Origin of the sequence: Paenarthrobacter sp. TYUT067 (assembly GCF_023656375.1) — a bacterium.
Classification (GTDB): Bacteria; Actinomycetota; Actinomycetes; order Actinomycetales; family Micrococcaceae; genus Arthrobacter.
Genome location: NZ_JAMOIT010000002.1, coordinates 250,073 through 268,233 on the forward strand (window position 1 = coordinate 250,073; position 18,161 = coordinate 268,233).

The following is an 18,161-nucleotide window of genomic DNA, read 5'->3' on the forward strand; positions in this document are numbered from 1 at the left end:
TCTTAGAGTGACGTCTCCAGAGAAATCCCCGTTCTACATCACCACCGCAATCAGCTACCCCAACGGCGTGCCGCACATCGGCCACGCTTACGAGGTCATTGCGACTGATGCCATGGCACGCTTCAAGCGCCTTGACGGCCATGAAGTGTTCTTCATGACCGGAACGGACGAGCACGGACTCAAGATGCAGCAGTCAGCCGAGAAGGAAGGCATCTCTGCCAAACAGCTCGCTGACCGCAACTCGGCAGCCTTCAAGCAGATGAGCCAGGACTTGGGCATCTCCCATGACCGCTTCATCCGCACCACGGATCAGGACCACTACGCCGCCTCCCAAGCCATCTGGAAGAAGATGGAAGCCAACGGCGATATCTACCTGTCCAAGTACGAGGGCTGGTACTCCGTCCGTGACGAGGCATATTACGTCGAGGACGACACCGTGGTGAAGGAGGACGGGCTTCGCTACTCCAAGGAAACGGACACTCTGGTGACGTGGACCGCCGAGGAAAGCTACTTTTTCCGGCTCTCCAATTACCAGGAGAAACTCCTTGCCCTGTACGAGGAACAACCGGAGTTTGGTGCGCCGCAGTCGCGCTTCAATGAGGTCATCAGTTTTGTCCGGCGCGGCCTGGAAGACCTGTCCATCAGCCGCACCACCTTCGACTGGGGCGTTCCCGTCCCCGGCGATGAAAAGCACGTCATGTACGTCTGGGTCGACGCCCTGACCAATTACCTGACCGGCGTGGGCTACCCGGACATCGAGTCGGAATCATTCAAGAAGTTCTGGCCTGCCGACGTCCACGTGATCGGCAAGGACATCTCACGCTTCCACGCTATTTACTGGCCCGCTTTCCTCATGAGTGCAGGCCTGGAGTTGCCCAAGCGCGTCATGATCCACGGCTTCCTCACCAACAATGGTGTGAAGATGTCCAAGTCATTGGGCAACGTGGTGGCACCGCAGGACTTCGTGGCACAGTACGGCCTGGACCAGTGCCGCTACTTCTTCCTCCGCGAAGTTCCGTTCGGTGCGGACGGCAACTACAACCACGAAGCCATTGTGGGCCGCATGAACTCGGATCTTGCCAACAACTTCGGCAACCTTGCTCAGCGTTCGCTGTCCATGGTGGCGAAGAACTGCGACGGCAAGGTTCCCGTACCCGGCGCATTCACGGCAGAGGATGATGCTTTGCTGGCACAGGCTGGTGCGCTGCTGGAAACTGCCCGCGCAGCGTTCGACAAGCAGGAATTCAGCCGGGCCTTGGAAGCCATCTGGACTGTCCTCGGCGACACCAACGCGTATTTCGCCGAACAAGCTCCGTGGGTACTGCGCAAGACGGACATCGACCGCATGAACACGGTCCTTTACGTCACCCTGGAGGTTGTGCGGATCGTGGCGATCCTCGCACAGCCGGTTATGCCGTCGTCGTCGGCCAAGTTCCTTGAGGTTCTCGGCCAGCCGGAAGGCGAGTCCCGCCAGTTCGCCGCAATCGCGACGCCTTTGGTGGCAGGGACAGCGCTGCCGGCACCTGCACCTGTCTTCCCGCGGTACGAAGAACCCGCCGAGGCATAAACCTTCTCTCACATCACAGCCGTAAACAAGAAACGCTCTCTCACTTCCTGCCGGTCTATCCAGGGAAGTGAGAGAGCGTTTCTGTTTAAGGGTGATTAGCTGATAGAGCGTCGGGGGCTTAGGCGGTAGCGAGCCCCTCAACCGGTGACAACCGTGCCGCCCGCCGGGCAGGCACCACCGATGCCAGAAGTCCGGCAACTACTGCTACGCCAAAGACAGCTGCCAACTGCAGCCACGGCACCGCCGGAACAACAGTGGCCACGCCGCCCAGGGTTGCCTGCGCTCCAAGCCATCCGTAAACGACGCCCATGCCGGCTCCCATGATCGCTGCCACGCCTGCGACGAGCACGGCTTCAATAGCCAACATCCCGCGAAGCTGCCCCTTGGTCAGGCCAAGGGCGCGGAGCAACGAGTTCTCGCGCGTCCGCTCCAGGACCGACAGCGACAAGGTGTTGGCCACGCCAATCAACGCGATCACCACTGCGACACCAAGGAGCCCAGTGACCACCAGCAACAGGACATCGATGATGCTGTTGAAGGTCACTCGCTCAATTGCTGCACCGCTGACAGTGCGCTCATGAACACCCAGAGCGGACGCGATGTCCTTCTGGATGGCCTGAACCCGGTCCCCGGATACCGAATCGTCCAGTTTCACCCACACCATGCCCGGCGTTTCCGGCAACGCAGCTGAAGAGATGCTCGAACTCTCCACAAAGGCGGGTACGTGGCGGGTTCGCAGAACCTTGGCATCGAGCGTAACGCTGCCTGCCGCCGTCGAGATGTCTGCTGGTCCCTGCCCGGAGTCTTCAGGCAGGTACACGGTGCCTGGCGCCGGCTTGAGTTTGTTGTCGCGCAGTACGGATGCGGCATCAACGGCGGAGAGCCCGTAGACGGTGGTGGCGGCGTCAGGCGTCGCTCCGTCCTGCAGCGTTCCCAACGGTTGGAGCAGCACCGCAGCGCTGACGCCGTCGAGGGCTTTGATTCGAGACAGGGCCTGCGTGGGGTCGGTGCCGTCCACTGCTGTCTGAGCCGACAGGTCCACCGGATAGTTTTCCGCCAAGGTGTCGTTGAATGCCTGCCTGGACGTCGCCGCCCCCGTCATCATGAGGGAGACCAGCGTGACCCCGATCAGCAGTGCAGCGGCCGTAGCGGAAGTGCGGGCAGGGTTTCGCGTCGCGTTAACTGCTGCGAGCTTGCCGGGCACACCGGCCGGTGCTGCCAATCGGCCTGCCATGGCTACCACGGAGGGGATGAACAGGGTGGAGCACAGCAGGATGCCCACAAACGAGGCAGCACCCCCGAGCAACGCCACCAGCAAGGAGACCGTCAGGCTGCCGTACACCAGCAAGACGGCTCCGCCCAGCACGGCCACGAGGCCCAGGATAAGGCGGATCTTGCCTCGCCGGTTGCCCACGGCGGCGTCGTCGGCCGGTCGGAGGGCCGCCAGTGGTGCCACGGCTGTTGCCGCTTTCGCGGGTACCAGGGCAGCCACCACCGTCAGGAGCGTGCCGGCTACCAGGCCGGCAATGATGGCCGACGGCGGTACCGCCAGTGTGGCGAAGGCTTGCTCAGGTTGGGACTTGGCCCAGGCAATCAAGCCGGTCATCAGGCCGGTGGCAGCGAGGACGCCCACACCCGAGGAAATGAAACCGACCACCAGCGCCTCCAGCATGACGGATCCGCGGATCTGTGACCGGCCGGCACCAAGGCACCGAAGCAAAGCCAACTCCCTGGTCCGCTGGGCAACCAGGACTGAGAACGTATTGGCTACCACCAAAGTGGAAACAAGGATGGCCACTCCAGCGAAAGCGAGCAACACAACGGTCAACTGATCCTGGCCGGCACTGAGCATGGCCACTGTGGAGGTGACCTTCTCCTGCGCCGTTTCCAGCACGGGTCCAACGGCGCCGGCCGCTTCCATGCGGTGTCCGATGAAGTCCTTGGCTGCGGTGACGTCTTCCCCGGGCTTGAGCGCGAACTGCAGCCCCGAATACCCGGCGCCCGCGTCCTGCACGGCGTTCAGAACCGATTCCGAACCCACCAACTGGGCAGCCGATGACGAGAAAGGATCGTTGGTGGCTTTCATGAGGCCCGATACAGTGACCTTCGCTGTCTTGACCGGTCCCGCGCCGCGCAACTCCACGGTACTGCCGACGGTGAGGCCCAAATGCTCGGCAGTCTTGACGTCAATTGCGGCTTCCAAGCCGCTTGATGGCATGGACCCTGAGGACAGCATGCCACTCTCCAGGGAAACCGGCGCCGCATTGCGCAGGCGTCCGTACTGCTCACCGCCACCGGCCTCGAACGTCACATACGTGGAACGCTCGGCGTAGCTGTCCTGGACTGCAGGGGATGAAACGGCTGCATCCACCGCAGCCTGGGTGAACGGCTCCCCGTTCTTGGACGTAGCCACAACATCGGCGTTGCGGTACGCCTCGCCGATACTCGCGCCCAGTGAGGCATTGGTGCTGGCGCCCACCATAAGGGTGGCCGAGAGAAACATGACGGACAACATGACTGCAAGCCCGATAGCGATGAATCGTCGGAAATGCGTCGTCAATTGGGAGACGGCAACACGCAACATGCCTCAGTCCCCCAGCTTGCCGAGGGCGGTCAGCACAGAGTCTGCCGTTGGATGGTGAATCTCGCCCACCAGGCCTCCGTCGCTCATCAGTACTACGCGATCCGCGTAGCTGGCGGCCACGGGATCGTGGGTGACCATGATGATGGTCTGCCCCATCTCCTGGCTGCTCCGGCGCAGCAGTGCCAATACTTCCCCGCCGGCCTTTGAGTCGAGGTTGCCGGTTGGTTCGTCACCAAACACGACGTCGGGACGAGTCAGCAGCGCCCGGGCAACAGCCACGCGCTGCTGTTGGCCACCGGAGAGCTCATGTGGCCGATGCTTCATACGGTCCTTGAGCCCAAGGGTTGTGACAACGGTATCCAGCCATCCGGCGTCGGCAGTGGTTCCTGCCAAGGCGAGGGGGAGCGTGATGTTCTGTTCGGCAGTCAAAGTGGGCACCAGGTTGAATGCCTGGAAAACGAAGCCGATCCTCTCACGGCGGAGCGCCGTGAGCTGGCGGTCGTTGAGCCCTGTCAGTTCCGTGCCGCCCAGCACAATCCGTCCGGAATCAGCCGTATCCAAGCCGGCGAGACAATGCATCAAAGTGGATTTGCCGGAGCCGGACGGCCCCATGATGGCAGTGAACTTTCCGGCGTCGAAGCTCACCGACACTTTGTTCAGGGCAGTCACGGTGGTATCGGCGCGGCCGTAGCTCTTGGTCAGCTCATGAGCCTCCACAGCGGGACGGGCCTGAGCGCCTGCCGAGCCTGCCGGACGATCGGTTCCTGACGGGTGGGGGAGAGACGTGAATGTTGTCATGGTTCCACGCTATGGTTCAGCCCTGCGCTGGAGGATCGGGCTGCGGGCCCATTATTCCGGGGGCCTGCTCATACCGTGGTCTGAGACTGGCCGCCGCAGTGCAGGGCTGCCTAAGTACCCGGCGCCACCACGCCGGTCTCATAGGCAATGACTACAATCTGGACGCGGTCCCGTGCACCAAGCTTGGCCAGAATATGGCCCACATGGGTCTTCACCGTTGCCTCGGAAAGGAACAGGCCCGCTGCTATCTCCGGATTGGACTGTCCCTGTGCGATCAGCTGGAATACCTCGCGCTCGCGGGTGGTCAGGCGCTCGACTGCGGCTGCATGTTCAGTTTGCTCCGGCGATTGAGTCCTCAGGAGCGGTGCCACGTGGTCAAGCAGGCGCCGGGTTGTGGAAGGAGCGATCACGGCGTCACCGCGGTAGACGGTGCGGATGGCCTCGAGTAGTTCCTCTGGCGGTGCATCTTTGAGGAGGAACCCGCTGGCACCGGCCTGAATCGCGGCAAGGGCGTACTCGTCCAGATCGAACGTGGTCAGGACCACGATTTTGATTTCGGCCCGTTGGGAGCCGGAGGGCTGTGCCGAAGCTTGTTCCAAAAGTCGACGGGTTGCTTCAATGCCGTCCATCCCGGGCATGCGGACATCCATCAGGACCACGTCGGCGGCAGTGGCGCTCAGAGCCTGTACCGCCTCCATCCCGTTTCCTGCCTCAGCCACCACCTCCAGGTCCGGCTGGGAATTGATCAACATGCCAAAACCGGACCTCACCAATTGCTGGTCATCAACGAGTGCCACACGAATGGGCGCAGGAACTTCAGGCATGGCTAGGCCTCCGAATAGGGGATGAACGCGGACACACGGAAACCGCCACCCTGTACCGGGCCTGCGGTCAAGGAACCATCGTAGAGGGAGACTCGCTCGCCCATTCCCGGAAGCCCGTTACCGCCGCCTGCCGTTGGCGGATCAGCGGCGGCGCCCCGGCCGTCGTCGATGATGTCCACTTGCAGGCCTCGGGCCTGCCATGTGAGCGTTACCGCCGCCGTCGCCTTGGGGCCGGCGTGTTTCATCACATTGGTGAGTGCTTCCTGAATGATTCGATAGGCAGTGAGTTCGGCGCCGGCAGGAAGGGCCCTGCGGGGCACACCGGTCTGTTCGAAGGCCACCTGAAGTGTCGCAGCGCGGAAGCCGAGGAGGAGTTCATCGAGATCCGAAAGCCGGGGTTGTGGGCGGGTAGGGGAGTCCTCGTCCGAGCGGAGGACCCCCAGCAGCCTTCTCATTTCGCCCAAGGAATCCCGGCCTGTAGCTGCGATGGTGGCCAATGCTTCGGTGGCGAGCTCGGGTTGTGCCGCAGCCGCGTATCGTGCGCCGTCCGCTTGGGTAATGATGACGGACAGCGAATGCGCCACGATGTCGTGCATCTCGCGGGCTATATGGGAGCGTTCGTCGGCAGCGGCCAGTTTCCGTTCCTGTATCTGCTCCACTTCGAGTCGCCGTGTTCGGTCCTCCAGTGCCTGAAGCTGGAGGCGGCGGACGCGCGTCAGGTCACCAAGTGTCCAACTCACCAAGACAAGCATCCATATCAGCACGGTATAGAGCGCGCCTATGGTCAGGCCCAGAATTCCGGATTCGGCGGTAGTGGAAAAGAGCCGTGTGGTGAGCATGACCCCACCGACGAGCCCGGCCAGCAGAACCGTCCGGCTCGCCCACGCAGGTCCGTAGGCAGCCGTTGCGTAGATGACCAGCGGGACCGCGATTTGGCCCGCTACCGGTTCCGCACCCACGGCCCACTGGATGAGGCACACAAGGATCACGACGCCGGCCGCCACAGCCGGGCGCGTACGTCGCCAGGCGAGGGGGAACAGGAGGCTGCAGGACAGAAGGAACAGCCAAGGCCTGTCGGCGACCAGATATACGGGACCGAAGAGGAGAATCAGCAGGCAGGTGGCCGTCATGTCCACTTTGAAGCGGTTGATCCGGAACCATTCGTAAGCTGCGTGCCTTCTATCCACGCTATGACTCTATGCGCTGGGTCCCGGCATGGGCATCATGCCGTGGTCTGAGCCTTCCGTTGCTGCAACCAGATGCCGTTGTTCAAGGAGTGAGACGATTTTGACCAGCATGTGGATTGCTTGGCTAGATAGAACCATGAGTGCAACGTCCATCAATCTCGCTGTCATCCCTGGCGACGGCATTGGCCCAGAGGTCATCGCCGAAGCCGTCAAGGTCCTCGAAAAGGCTGTAGCCGCCGAAGGCGTCGCCCTCGAACTGACCAACTATAAGCTCGGTGCCCAGCACTGGCTTGAGACCGGCGAGACCCTCCCGGACGAGGTCCTGGCGGATCTGCGCACCCGCGATGCAATCCTCTTTGGTGCAGTAGGCGCAGCTCCGGGCGATACCCGCATCCCGTCCGGCATCATTGAACGCGAGATGCTGCTCAAGCTCCGCTTCAGCCTGGACCACTATGTAAACCTGCGCCCGTCCCGTCTCTACGGTACGGTCGGCAGCCCGTTGGCCAACCCCGGCGCCATCGATTTCATCGTGGTCCGCGAAGGCACCGAAGGTCCCTATGTGGGCAACGGCGGCACATTGCGAGGCGGGACACCCCATGAGGTGGCCACGGAAGTTTCCCTCAATACCGCCCACGGCGTGGAGCGCGTGGTTCGCGATGCCTTCCGCCGCGCCAGCGAGCGTCCGCGCAAGCACGTCACCCTTGTCCACAAGCACAATGTGCTCGTGTTTGCCGGGCACCTGTGGAAGCGGACCGTCGAGGCCGTGGCCAAGGAATTCCCCGAGGTCACCCACGACTACCTGCACATTGACGCAGCCACCATCTTCATGGTGACCGACCCCTCCCGCTTTGATGTCATCGTCACCGACAACCTCTTCGGCGACATCCTCACCGACCTCGCAGCTGCCGTTACCGGCGGCATTGGCCTGGCGGCATCAGGCAACATCAACATGGACCGCACAGCACCGTCCATGTTTGAGCCCGTCCACGGCTCCGCTCCGGACATCGCCGGACAGCAGAAAGCCGATCCCACCGCGGCCATCCTCTCCGCAGTGCTGCTCCTGGACCACCTTGGCTACACCACGGCGGCCCGAAAGATCGAAGCGGCAGTAGTCGCCGACGTCGAAAGCCGCACCGGCGAGCCACGCAGCACAGCTGCCATTGGCGACGCCATTGCGGCCGCACTTTAGGCCCAATACTCAGGCGTAAGCTTGTCTTGAATTATTTACCTGCTTCCCTGGTCCATCGCTGAACCACACCCTTTTGGGGATCCGGTTCGCACTGCCAGGTAGCTGACTGTGGAGGAAACATGACTCAGACTGCCCATGGCGTCGAATTCAGCCAGCAGCTTTCGGAAACCCCGAAATCTGCTGAGGAGCGTGCAGCCGTCCTGGCGAACCCAGGCTTCGGCGACTACTTCACCGACCACACCGCCGTCGTTGACTACAAGGTTGACGCCGATGGCAATGGCGGTTGGCAGAATGCCCGGATCGAGCCCTACGGACCCATCTCCCTGGACCCGTCCGCTGCCGTGCTGCATTACGGTCAGGAAATCTTTGAGGGTCTGAAGGCCTACCGTCACGCCGACGGATCCGTGTGGACCTTCCGGCCTGAGGCCAACGCCGCGCGCTTGAACAAGTCGGCACGCCGCCTTGCCCTTCCGGAGCTGCCCGAGGAGTACTTCCTCGGTGCCATCCGCGAACTCGTACAGGCGGACCAGGAATGGGTGCCGTCCGGCGACGGTGAAGCACTGTACCTGCGTCCGTTCATGATCGCCACAGAAGCGTTCCTTGGTGTCCGTGCTGCCCGCGAAGTGTCTTTCCGGGTCATCGCTTCCCCTGCCGGCAACTACTTCGGTGGCGAGCTCAAGCCTGTTTCCATCTGGATCTCCCGCGAATACGCCCGTGCGGGCCGCGGTGGAACAGGTGCGGCCAAGTGCGGCGGAAACTATGCAGCGTCCCTGATCGCACAGCAGGAAGCCGAAGCGAACGGTTGCAAGCAGGTACTTTTCCTGGACCACTTCAACGACGACGCCGTGGAAGAACTCGGCGGAATGAACGTCTTCTTCGTCATGAAGGACGGTTCCTTGGTTACTCCCGCACTCAGCGGCACCATCCTGGAAGGCGTGACGCGTATGTCCGTCATCCAGGTGGCCAAGGACATGGGCCGTGAGGTCACCGAGCGGAAGATCACCCTGGACGAGTGGCGCGAAGGCGTCGCTTCCGGCGAGATCACCGAAGTTTTCGCTTGCGGCACTGCAGCAGTGATCACGCCGATCGGTGTGCTCAAGGACGCCACGGAATTCATTGGTTCCGAGGACGCGAAGGCCGGGGAGACCACCATGGCCATCCGCCAGCAGCTCCTTGGCATCCAAACCGGAACCGTTGAGGACACCCACGGCTGGCTGACCCGCCTGGTCTAGTACCCGGGTGCCCTGCACAAACTAAAGACGCACGACGGCGGCCCGTCCCCTTGGCAGACAAGCGGACGGGCCGCCGTTCTGCTTCCCCGGACGCTCTCGCAGATCCCTCGGGTTTGGGGCGGGCCCTCTTGCAGTTCACTGGGGGCGTTCTAACGCTGTCAATTCTGGCACTTCAAGGCGTCTAGCCCGGGAAGGGCGTGGGATATGAGTGAGGGTTGGTGGTTTGGGCGCCGGATGTGAGTGAGGGTTGGTGGGAAGGGCGCCGGATGTGAGAGAGCGTGGGTTCAGTGCCAAGATGGGACAGTGACTTCTGAATCAATGGCGACTTCCGGCACCACTCCTCCCGGCGATGGCTCCTCTCTGACGCCCACCGCGGAGTCTTTGCAGCGCAGCAGCGAGCTCACCCGCTACCGATTGGCTCCAAACCCGGGACCGATGAGCCTGGACGGCACCAACTCCTATGTCATTGGCGCCCCGGATTCTCCCGACATCGCGGTGGTGGACCCGGGTCCTGAAGACGAACACCACTTGGCCGTGCTGGCATCGGCGGGCGTTGTGGAGGTGGTCCTCATTACGCATCGGCATGCTGACCACACTGAGGCATCAGCGCGGTTCCATCAGATCACCGGGGCACCGGTGCGTGCTGCGTTGCCGGAACATTGCCATGGCGGTGAGCCGCTGATGGACGGCGAGGTCCTGATGGCGGGTGGCGTGGAAATCCGCGTGGTGGCAAGCCCTGGTCATACGTCCGACTCCCTCTGTTTCCATCTTCCGGATGACGGCCCCACCGGTTCCGTTCTCACCGGGGACACCATTCTGGGCAGGGGAACCACCGTGCTGGATTACCCTGATGGCCGATTAGGCGACTACCTTTCAAGCTTGGACAAGCTGGAAGCGATGGGGCCCGCAACTCTGCTGCCCGCCCATGGGCCTGTGCTCCCGGCTTTGGACGAGAAGTGCCGCGAGTATCGTGATCACCGTGAGCAGCGGCTCGATCAAATCAGGGCCGCGCTGGACCACCTGGGGCAGGACGCCTCGATTCCAGCGGTCACCGATGCCGTTTATCCCGACGTCGACCCATCCGTCAGGTGGGCGGCGGAGACTTCCGTGGCAGCCCAGTTGGATTACCTCCGAAGCTAGAGGCGGACTGTAGGCTTGAGCCCATGCGTATCGCCCGGTTTGTAGTTGATTCTGATCCCCTTTATGGCGTTGTTGAAGGCGAGCCCGGCAGTGAGGAAATCACTGTCATCAACGGCGACCCCTTCTTTAATGGTGTTGAGCGTACCCACGTGAAGCACAAGCTCGAGGACGTGAGGCTCCTCGCTCCGATCATTCCCCGAAGCAAGGTCATCGGTGTAGGCCGGAATTTCGCAGAGCACGCTGCTGAACTCGGCAACGAGGTTCCCCAGCAACCGTTGCTGTTCCTGAAGCCCAACACCTCGGTGATCGGCCCCAACGATCCCATCATCCTTCCTGAGTTCTCGGAGGAAGTTTCCTTCGAAGCTGAGCTGTGCGTGGTGATCGGCCGGATCTGCAAGGACGTTCCCGAGGACCGTGCGGACGACGTCATCTTCGGCTACACCTGCGGCAACGACCTCACCGCCCGCGATGTCCAGAAGACAGACCTTCAATGGGCGCGTGCCAAGGGATTCGACACCTCCGCGCCGCTTGGTCCGTGGATCGAAACCGAACTGGACCACGAGGACCTGTCCATCCAGGGCCGCCTCAACGGCGAACTCCGCCAAGATGGCAGCACCAACCAGATGATCCGGGGTGTACGCGAGCTTGTCTCGATCGTTTCGCACGCATTCACCCTCCTTCCGGGCGACGTCATCATGACCGGCACCCCCGCCGGCGTAGGCCTGGTCAGTGAGGGCGACCGGTTCGAGGTGGAGATCGAGGGCATCGGCCGGCTCTCCAACCCGGTGGTCCGCCGCTAGGCATCACGCAAAACGCCAGACCCCGACGGCGGTACGCGCCTCTCGCTCGAAAGGCGCGTACCGCCGTCGGGCTTTCCCGGCCGGGAAACCGAAGCGGCGCCAAGCGGTAAAGTTGGAACCACTATGACTACTGCTTCTGCGTCGAACGCTGCCTCCAGCGCCATTCCTGCCGTCAACGCCGAGACTCCGGTCCGCGTCCGTTTCTGCCCGTCGCCTACGGGTACACCGCACGTTGGCCTGATCCGCACCGCCCTGTTCAACTGGGCCTATGCACGCCACACCGGCGGCAAGCTGATCTTCCGCATCGAGGACACAGATTCGGCCCGTGACAGTGAAGAGAGCTACCACCAGTTGCTGGACGCCCTGAAATGGCTCGGCATCAACTGGGATGAGGGTGTAGAGGTTGGCGGACCGCACGAGCCGTACCGGCAGTCGCAGCGAGGCGAGATTTACCAGGACGTCATCGCCAAGCTCAAAGCCGGGGGACACGTTTACGAGTCCTACTCCACGCCTGATGAGATTGAGGCCCGCCACAAGGCCGCCGGGCGCGACCCGAAGTTGGGTTATGACGGCTTCGACCGCCATCTGACGGATGAGCAGCTGGCACAGTTCAAGGCCGAGGGCCGCGAAGCAGTGCTCCGCCTCCGCATGCCGGACGAGGACCTGACCTTCAACGATCTGGTCCGCGGTGAGATTACGTTCAAGGCGGGTTCGGTTCCGGACTTTGCTGTTGTCCGTGCCAACGGTGCACCGCTTTACACACTGGTGAACCCGGTGGACGATGCCCTCATGGGAATCACCCACGTCCTTCGTGGCGAGGACCTGCTGAGCTCCACTCCGCGTCAGATTGCGCTGTATCGCGCCCTCTATGCAATTGGCGTCGCCGAGTACATGCCGGAATTCGGGCACCTGCCCTACGTCATGGGCCAGGGCAACAAAAAGCTTTCCAAGCGTGACCCCGAGTCCAGCCTGTTCCTGCACCGTGAACGTGGCTTCATCCCTGAGGGCCTTCTCAACTACTTGTCCCTGCTGGGCTGGTCCCTCAGCGCTGACGAGGACATCTTCACGGTGGAGCAGCTCGTAGCCAACTTCGACATCCACGATGTCCTGGGCAACCCGGCGCGCTTCGATATCAAGAAGGCTGAGGCCATCAATGGAACCCACGTGCGGATGCTCGCACCGGAGGACTTCAAGGAACGCTTGGTTCCCTACCTCCGTGCTGCAGGTTTCGTAGGGGAAATCCTCACTCCGCGTCAGGAGGAGATCCTCGCCGAGGCGGCGCCTCTGGTCCAGGAACGCATCACCCTCCTGGGCGAAGCTCCCGAGATGCTGGCCTTCCTGTTCAAGGCCGATGACGCCGTTGATGTTGCCGACGATGCCCGCAAGGGCCTTCCGGAGAACCTGGAGGAAGTACTCGATGCGGCCTTGGCTGCCCTGGAACCGATTGGGGAGTGGTCCGCGGAGAACATTCAGACCGCGCTCAAGCAGGCTCTGGTTGAGGATCTTGGCATCAAGCCGCGGGCAGCATTCGGGCCCGTGCGCACGGCCATTTCCGGACGCCGCATTTCTCCGCCGCTGTTCGAGTCGATGGTGATCCTCGGCAAGGATTCCTCGCTCGCTCGTGTCCGCGCCTTCCGCGGCTAGAGGCAGAAGCAGTCATGGCTATCTCCAGCTCGTTCGGAACTGTCCGCGGCGTCCTCTTCGACATTGATGACACCCTGGTGGACCTTGAGTACGCCATGACAACGGCACTGCGCGATGTCAGCGAACATCTCCTGCCCGGCCTGGATCAGGCCGGGTGGGCGAAGTTCGGACGTATCTTCACGCACGAGACCACGCACTTCTACGACCGCTATCTGGCTGGGGAGCTGACTTTCAATGAGCAGCGGCTCCTGCGGGGCAGGGCTGCTTTGGGACACTTTGGCGTGGAGCTTCAGGACGCCGAGGAATCCCAAGCCTGGGTAGCCGAGTACCATCAACGCCAGACGGCGTATGTGCGGGCTTTTGACGACGTTGAAGGCGTACTCGACGCCCTCGATGCCGCAGGGATTCCCTACGGCGCCGTGAGCAACAACGTGCATGATTACCAGCGGGCCAAGCTGGACGGTGCAGACCTGTCAAGGATCAAGGTCCTGGTGGGTACGGACACGGTGGGCGTGCCAAAGCCGGATCCGGCGATCTACCTCGAAGGTGTGCGTCTGCTGGGCACGGTGCCGGGAGAGACGTTGTATGTGGGCGACAACAGGTTGCTTGATGCCGACGGTGCAACGGCGGCGGGCCTGATCGGCGTTTGGCTCAACAGGACGGGAGAAGTGGTGGAAGAGTTCACCGGGCGCCAGGTGGACTCTCTGTCCCGGCTGCTGGTAACAGCTCCTGCTGCGGCGTGAGAATGGTGTGATGCAGGTAACGGCTTTCCGATTTGTGCAGGTGGCCAGACTCCGGTAGAGTCATTACTCGTGCTGAGGGGCACGGAGGGAAAAGCTGAGGGAAACCAAAGCGCTGAACTCCGGTCCGAAAGTCACTTTGGGATATGGTGTAATTGGCAACACTACGGTTTCTGGTACCGTCATTCTAGGTTCGAGTCCTGGTATCCCAGCTCTGAAAATCCGCGTGAATACGCCGGAAATTCAGAACCTCCAAGTCGCTGAAGCGATTTGGAGAGAAGCTGAAAGTATGAAATACTCATTCAGCTTGATCGCCGGAAACGGTGACAAAAAAGTGCAAGGCCCCATCGTATAGCGGCCTAGTACGCCGCCCTCTCACGGCGGTAACGCGGGTTCGAATCCCGCTGGGGTCACAGACAAATCCCCCGGAACCACGGTTCCGGGGGATTTCTTTTTTCCTTGGTTTTATCCTCTGTGCCTGCGGCGCCGCTCCTGTGACGGGGATTGGGCTGGCATGATGATGCTGTGACCGCAAATGATGATGAGGCAAGACCCCGGGCTACCCCAGCTGCCTCGGGCGCGGCAGCCGCCGTCGAGACCCTGGTAGCTGCCCGCACTGAACTTGCGGCCACAACCCTTCCGCTCGCCGTGCCGGAGGTTCGGGAGGCCCGTCAGTGGATCCGTGAGTCCCTGGCCCAGCTCGACGATTATGTGATTCCCCGCTACCGCAGCCTCGACGCTCCGCTACTGGCAGTCGTAGGCGGTTCCACGGGGGCGGGGAAGTCAACGCTGGTTAACGCGCTGATCGGCTATCCGGTGACGCGTGCCGGCGCTATCAGGCCCACCACCCGCCAACCCATCCTCCTGCATCATCCGTTGGACGCTGAGTGGTTTGAAGGCCACCGCATCCTTCCGGGCCTGGACCGTATCCGCGGAACCGTGTCAGCGAGCCCGCTGCCGGCCCATCAGGCGGGTGCCGCTCCCGACGCGCAGGCCATCACGTCATTGGTACTGGTGGGACACGAGGCAGTGCCGCAGGGAATCGCGCTCCTGGATGCGCCCGACGTCGACTCCATCTCCGATGACAACCGCAGGCTCGCCGGTCAGCTTCTTGCCGCCGCCGACCTTTGGGTGTTTGTCACCACAGCAAACCGCTACGCCGACGCCGTGCCCTGGCGGCTGCTCTTGGACGCAGCTTCGAGGGACATCACCGTAGCTGTGGTGCTGGACCGTGTGCCCGTCGCCGCGGAAGAAGAGGTCAGGACTGACCTCCAGGCAATGCTGGATCGGCAAGGCTTGGGTGAGGCGGAGCTTTTTGTCGTTCCGGAGAGTGCCTTGAATGGGCTGGGGATGCTCCCGGAGGAATCCGTGATTCCCCTGCGTCAGTGGCTGGGCGCTTTGGCAGCCAATGCAGCCGGCCGGGCAGAGGTCGCCAGACGCACGCTTAATGGCGCCGTCAAAGCAGTCAGCGTCCGTTTGGAGGGAATCGCGGAGGCCGCTGCCGTCCAGGACACCGCTGCGCACAATCTCCGGGCAGCCTGCGTTGCAGAGTACGAGCAGGCGCTCCAACGTATTCTTGAGGCCACCAGAGACGGAGCATTGCTCCGCGGCGAGGTATTGGCGCGATGGCAGGACTTCGTAGGTACGGGAGAGTTCTTCCGTGCGCTCGAGCAGAATATCGGCAGGATGCGGGACCGCGTAGGAGCGTTCTTCCGTGGCGAACCCGCTCCTGCTGTGAAAGTTGAGACCGCCATTGAGACCGGCTTGCAGGCGGTGATCCTGGACGAAGCCGCGAACGCAGCCGAAAACGTGGACAGGCGGTGGCGTTCGGACATGGCTGGTCGGGAACTCCTTCGCACTGAGGATCTTTCGGGAACCAGCGAGGGGTTTGACGCGAAGGCCGCAGCGGCTATTCGATCCTGGCAGGAAGGGCTGATGGAGATGATCCGTACCCAGGGCCAGGGCAAGCGAACCCAGGCACGGTGGCTATCCTTGGGCGTCAACGGGCTTGGCGCCGCGCTCATGGTGGTGGTGTTCTCCATGACTGCCGGTCTGAGCGGCTTGGAGATCGGCATTGCCGGCGGAACGGCCGTTGTTGGCCAGAAGCTGCTCGAAGCGGTGTTCGGTGAGGACGCAGTACGTCGACTGGCCCAGCAGGCAAGGGACGATCTGCATACTCAGTGCCAACGGCTCCTTGACGATGAGAGGGAGCGGTTCCTTGGCCGCCTCGAGGCAGCACTTCCTGGATCTGGAGTTGACCTCGCCCGGCATGCTCAAGCATTGCGCGGCTTGGCAGGGGTCGCATGAGCCGGCACAGCCAGGTTCGCGAATCGTCCCGGTTGCAGCGCAGGCTTGAATCGCTCAATGCCGCACGGGAGCTGGCCGAGGGCGTCCTCCCGGATCCGGAGTTGCAATCCGTCTACGAGGTCCTGGAGCGTGCCACCTCGCGGCGGTCACTCTCGGCCGATCACACCGTGGTGGGATTCTTCGGAGCGACAGGCAGCGGAAAATCCTCCCTGTTCAATGCTGTTTCGGACAGTCGGCTGGCAACTGCCACCGCGCGGCGTCCCACAACGTCAGCACCTTTGGCGGGCATTTGGGGAGAGGAAGGCAGCGGGCCGTTGCTCGACTGGCTGGATGTCAAAGAGCGGCACACGCTGCCGCCAGTTCCAGGTCTCGCGGACGAACACACCGGCCTGGTGCTGCTGGACCTACCGGACTTCGATTCCACCAAGGTGGAAAACCGGGAGATCGTCCAACGGATGGTGGGCATGGTTGACGTCCTGGTGTGGGTCTTGGACCCACAAAAGTACGCCGACGCCGCAGTGCATAATGACTTTCTTCGCCCCATGGCCTCCCACGGTGCAGTCACGCTGGTTGTCCTGAACCAGGTGGACAAACTCAGTGCTGCCGACGCCTCTGCGGTGATGGAGTCTTTGGAAGCTATCCTGGCGCGGGACGGACTGGGGAAAGTTCGGGTCCTCAGTGCCTCAGCACTGACTGGCGACGGCGTCCAAGCCCTCCGCAGTGCCATCAGGAAGGTGGTGGTCCAACGGGAGGCAACCACAGAACGCTTGGCGGCGGACGTTGCAAAGGCGGCCGGGGAACTCGCCCGCGCCTCCGGCGAAGGCGAAGCCCGGGGCGTCAAGGTAGGTACGAAAGCCCGCCTGGCGTCTGAATTGTCGACGGCGGCAAATGTACCGGTGGTGGTGGACGCCGTTCAGCGATCTTTCCAAAGAGAGTCCGCCAAGAGGACGGGGTGGCCCGTCACCCGCTGGCTCTTGCGTTTCCGGCCCGACCCGCTCCGGCGGTTGAACCTTGGCAGGGATGACACCAGGCCGGAGCTGAACAGGACATCGCTGCCACCTGCAGGCGCACCCGAGCGGGCACGCACGGATGCGGCCGTCAGGGATTTTGCCGACGACGCCTCGACGGGTGCCCCGGGTCCTTGGCGCGCAGCCATCCGCAGCGCGGCAAGGGACGGGCGGGAGGAGCTGCCCGACGCCTTGGACCAAGCGATTGCAGGCACTGACCTCTTGGCGGGCAAACGTCCCCTGTGGTGGCTTCTTTTCAATACCCTCCAATGGATCGCGCTTGTGCTCGCAGCAGGGGGACTGGGCTGGCTGGGTGTGTTGGCCGTGCTCGGCTACTTCCAAATGCCGGTGCCTGAGGTGCCTCGAACAGAAGGGTGGCCGTGGCCAACCCTGATGGTTGCCGGGGGAGTGTCGCTGGGAATTGCCCTTGCCATCACCGGGAGGATTCTTGGTGGATGGGCCGCTCGGGTTAGGGCGTCGAAGGCAGGGAAACGGTTGAAAGCTGCCGTGGCGGCGGTTGCCGAGAAGCGGATTGTAGAGCCCGTCGAGGTGGAAATTACCCGCTTGAAGGCGTTCAACGCAGCCCTCAAGGCCGCACGTTCCGGCTAGAGGGCCGCGGCTGCGTCCCTGACTTTGATGAGTGTTCTCAAGTTCCGGGTAGTGGTGCCGGCTTTGTAGCGTGCCTTGGCGGAGAGCTTGCTGAAAGGGCTGTCCAGCGTGCCGCCAGCCGGTGCCAGCCAAGCGGAGGCCTCTGGGCCAAGGCGCACTTGTTCTACGCCGCCCAGGTTTTCGCCTGCTTCAAAGAGTTCGTCGAGCATTGCGGTGTCCGAGGCGAGAGTGATGTAACTGTGCGTGGATTTGTCGTCGGCCGGGTATGGGCACGCGTCCACCAGTTCGCTGACCCGCGCGGCGGTGAGGACCACCACCCAGGCGTCGTATCCGAAGGTTTCCCGCAAGCACTTTTCGAACTGCGCTTTGACGAACTTTGGGCTGAGGTCACTCTGAAGCACCACGTTTCCGCTGGCCAGGAGCGTTTTGACCTTGGTGAACGGGTAGTCCTTCAGGGCTGCGGAGAGATCGGCCATCTTGATGTTGATGCCGCCCACGTTGATGCCGCGCAGAAAGACGGCGTAGCTTTCCAT

Annotated in this window: 14 protein-coding genes and 2 tRNA genes; 11 read left to right on the top strand and 5 right to left on the bottom strand. The window is 62.6% G+C overall.

Going from position 1 to position 18,161, the window contains the following annotated elements:
* Positions 1-7: 7 nt before the first annotated feature.
* Positions 8-1,567, top strand: coding sequence for a methionine--tRNA ligase (gene metG, locus MOD31_RS02645; protein ID WP_250819767.1), 1,560 nt, complete (start codon positions 8-10; stop codon positions 1,565-1,567).
* 118 nt (positions 1,568-1,685) lie between these two features.
* On the opposite strand, the gene MOD31_RS02650 is transcribed toward metG, so the two are convergent.
* From MOD31_RS02650 to MOD31_RS02665, 4 genes are all read right to left on the bottom strand, one after another.
* Positions 1,686-4,151 (bottom strand): ABC transporter permease, encoded by a 2,466-nt coding sequence (locus MOD31_RS02650; RefSeq protein WP_250819768.1) that lies wholly within the window; start codon positions 4,149-4,151, stop codon positions 1,686-1,688.
* Between the two features lie 3 nt (positions 4,152-4,154).
* Complete coding sequence (locus MOD31_RS02655) at positions 4,155-4,949, bottom strand: ABC transporter ATP-binding protein (RefSeq protein WP_250819769.1); 795 nt, start codon at positions 4,947-4,949, stop codon at positions 4,155-4,157.
* A 110-nt stretch (positions 4,950-5,059) separates the two neighbouring features.
* Positions 5,060-5,773 carry a response regulator transcription factor gene (locus MOD31_RS02660; protein WP_250819770.1) on the bottom strand — a complete coding sequence of 238 codons (714 nt, stop codon included), beginning with the start codon at positions 5,771-5,773 and terminating at the stop codon, positions 5,060-5,062.
* A gap of 2 nt (positions 5,774-5,775) precedes the next feature.
* Complete coding sequence (locus tag MOD31_RS02665; protein ID WP_284705219.1) at positions 5,776-6,903, bottom strand: histidine kinase; 1,128 nt, start codon at positions 6,901-6,903, stop codon at positions 5,776-5,778.
* A 193-nt stretch (positions 6,904-7,096) separates the two neighbouring features.
* Between MOD31_RS02665 and MOD31_RS02670 the strand changes: the two genes are divergently transcribed.
* The 10 genes from MOD31_RS02670 (at position 7,097) to MOD31_RS02715 (ending at position 17,628) form a co-directional block, all read left to right on the top strand.
* Positions 7,097-8,149: a 3-isopropylmalate dehydrogenase gene (locus tag MOD31_RS02670; protein WP_250819772.1), complete on the top strand. Its 1,053-nt coding sequence runs from the start codon at positions 7,097-7,099 to the stop codon at positions 8,147-8,149.
* Positions 8,150-8,268: 119 nt separating this feature from the next.
* A complete protein-coding gene (locus MOD31_RS02675; RefSeq protein WP_142938735.1) occupies positions 8,269-9,381 on the top strand; it encodes a branched-chain amino acid aminotransferase in 1,113 nt (370 codons plus the stop codon).
* A 318-nt stretch (positions 9,382-9,699) separates the two neighbouring features.
* Entirely contained in the window at positions 9,700-10,521 is an 822-nt protein-coding gene (locus tag MOD31_RS02680; RefSeq protein ID WP_250819796.1) for an MBL fold metallo-hydrolase, read from the top strand.
* Positions 10,522-10,544: 23 nt separating this feature from the next.
* Positions 10,545-11,321, top strand: coding sequence for a fumarylacetoacetate hydrolase family protein (locus MOD31_RS02685; RefSeq protein ID WP_011775161.1), 777 nt, complete (start codon positions 10,545-10,547; stop codon positions 11,319-11,321).
* Between the two features lie 123 nt (positions 11,322-11,444).
* Positions 11,445-12,965, top strand: a complete 1,521-nt coding sequence (gltX, locus tag MOD31_RS02690) for a glutamate--tRNA ligase (RefSeq protein ID WP_142938736.1) — start codon at positions 11,445-11,447, stop codon at positions 12,963-12,965.
* Positions 12,966-12,979: 14 nt separating this feature from the next.
* On the top strand, positions 12,980-13,708 hold the full coding sequence (locus MOD31_RS02695) for an HAD family hydrolase (protein WP_250819773.1): 729 nt from the start codon (positions 12,980-12,982) through the stop codon (positions 13,706-13,708).
* A 137-nt stretch (positions 13,709-13,845) separates the two neighbouring features.
* Positions 13,846-13,917: transfer RNA gene (locus MOD31_RS02700), tRNA-Gln, on the top strand.
* 128 nt (positions 13,918-14,045) lie between these two features.
* Positions 14,046-14,118, top strand: a tRNA-Glu gene (locus tag MOD31_RS02705).
* A 112-nt stretch (positions 14,119-14,230) separates the two neighbouring features.
* Positions 14,231-16,012 (top strand): dynamin family protein, encoded by a 1,782-nt coding sequence (locus MOD31_RS02710; RefSeq protein ID WP_250819774.1) that lies wholly within the window; start codon positions 14,231-14,233, stop codon positions 16,010-16,012.
* Positions 16,009-17,628 (top strand): GTPase, encoded by a 1,620-nt coding sequence (locus MOD31_RS02715; protein WP_250819775.1) that lies wholly within the window; start codon positions 16,009-16,011, stop codon positions 17,626-17,628. The genes MOD31_RS02710 and MOD31_RS02715 overlap by 4 nt, the downstream gene beginning before the upstream one ends.
* Here the strand turns inward: MOD31_RS02715 and MOD31_RS02720 are convergent.
* Positions 17,625-18,161, bottom strand: a complete 537-nt coding sequence (locus MOD31_RS02720) for a DUF1697 domain-containing protein (protein ID WP_142938740.1) — start codon at positions 18,159-18,161, stop codon at positions 17,625-17,627. The two genes, MOD31_RS02715 and MOD31_RS02720, sit on opposite strands and share 4 nt — an antisense overlap.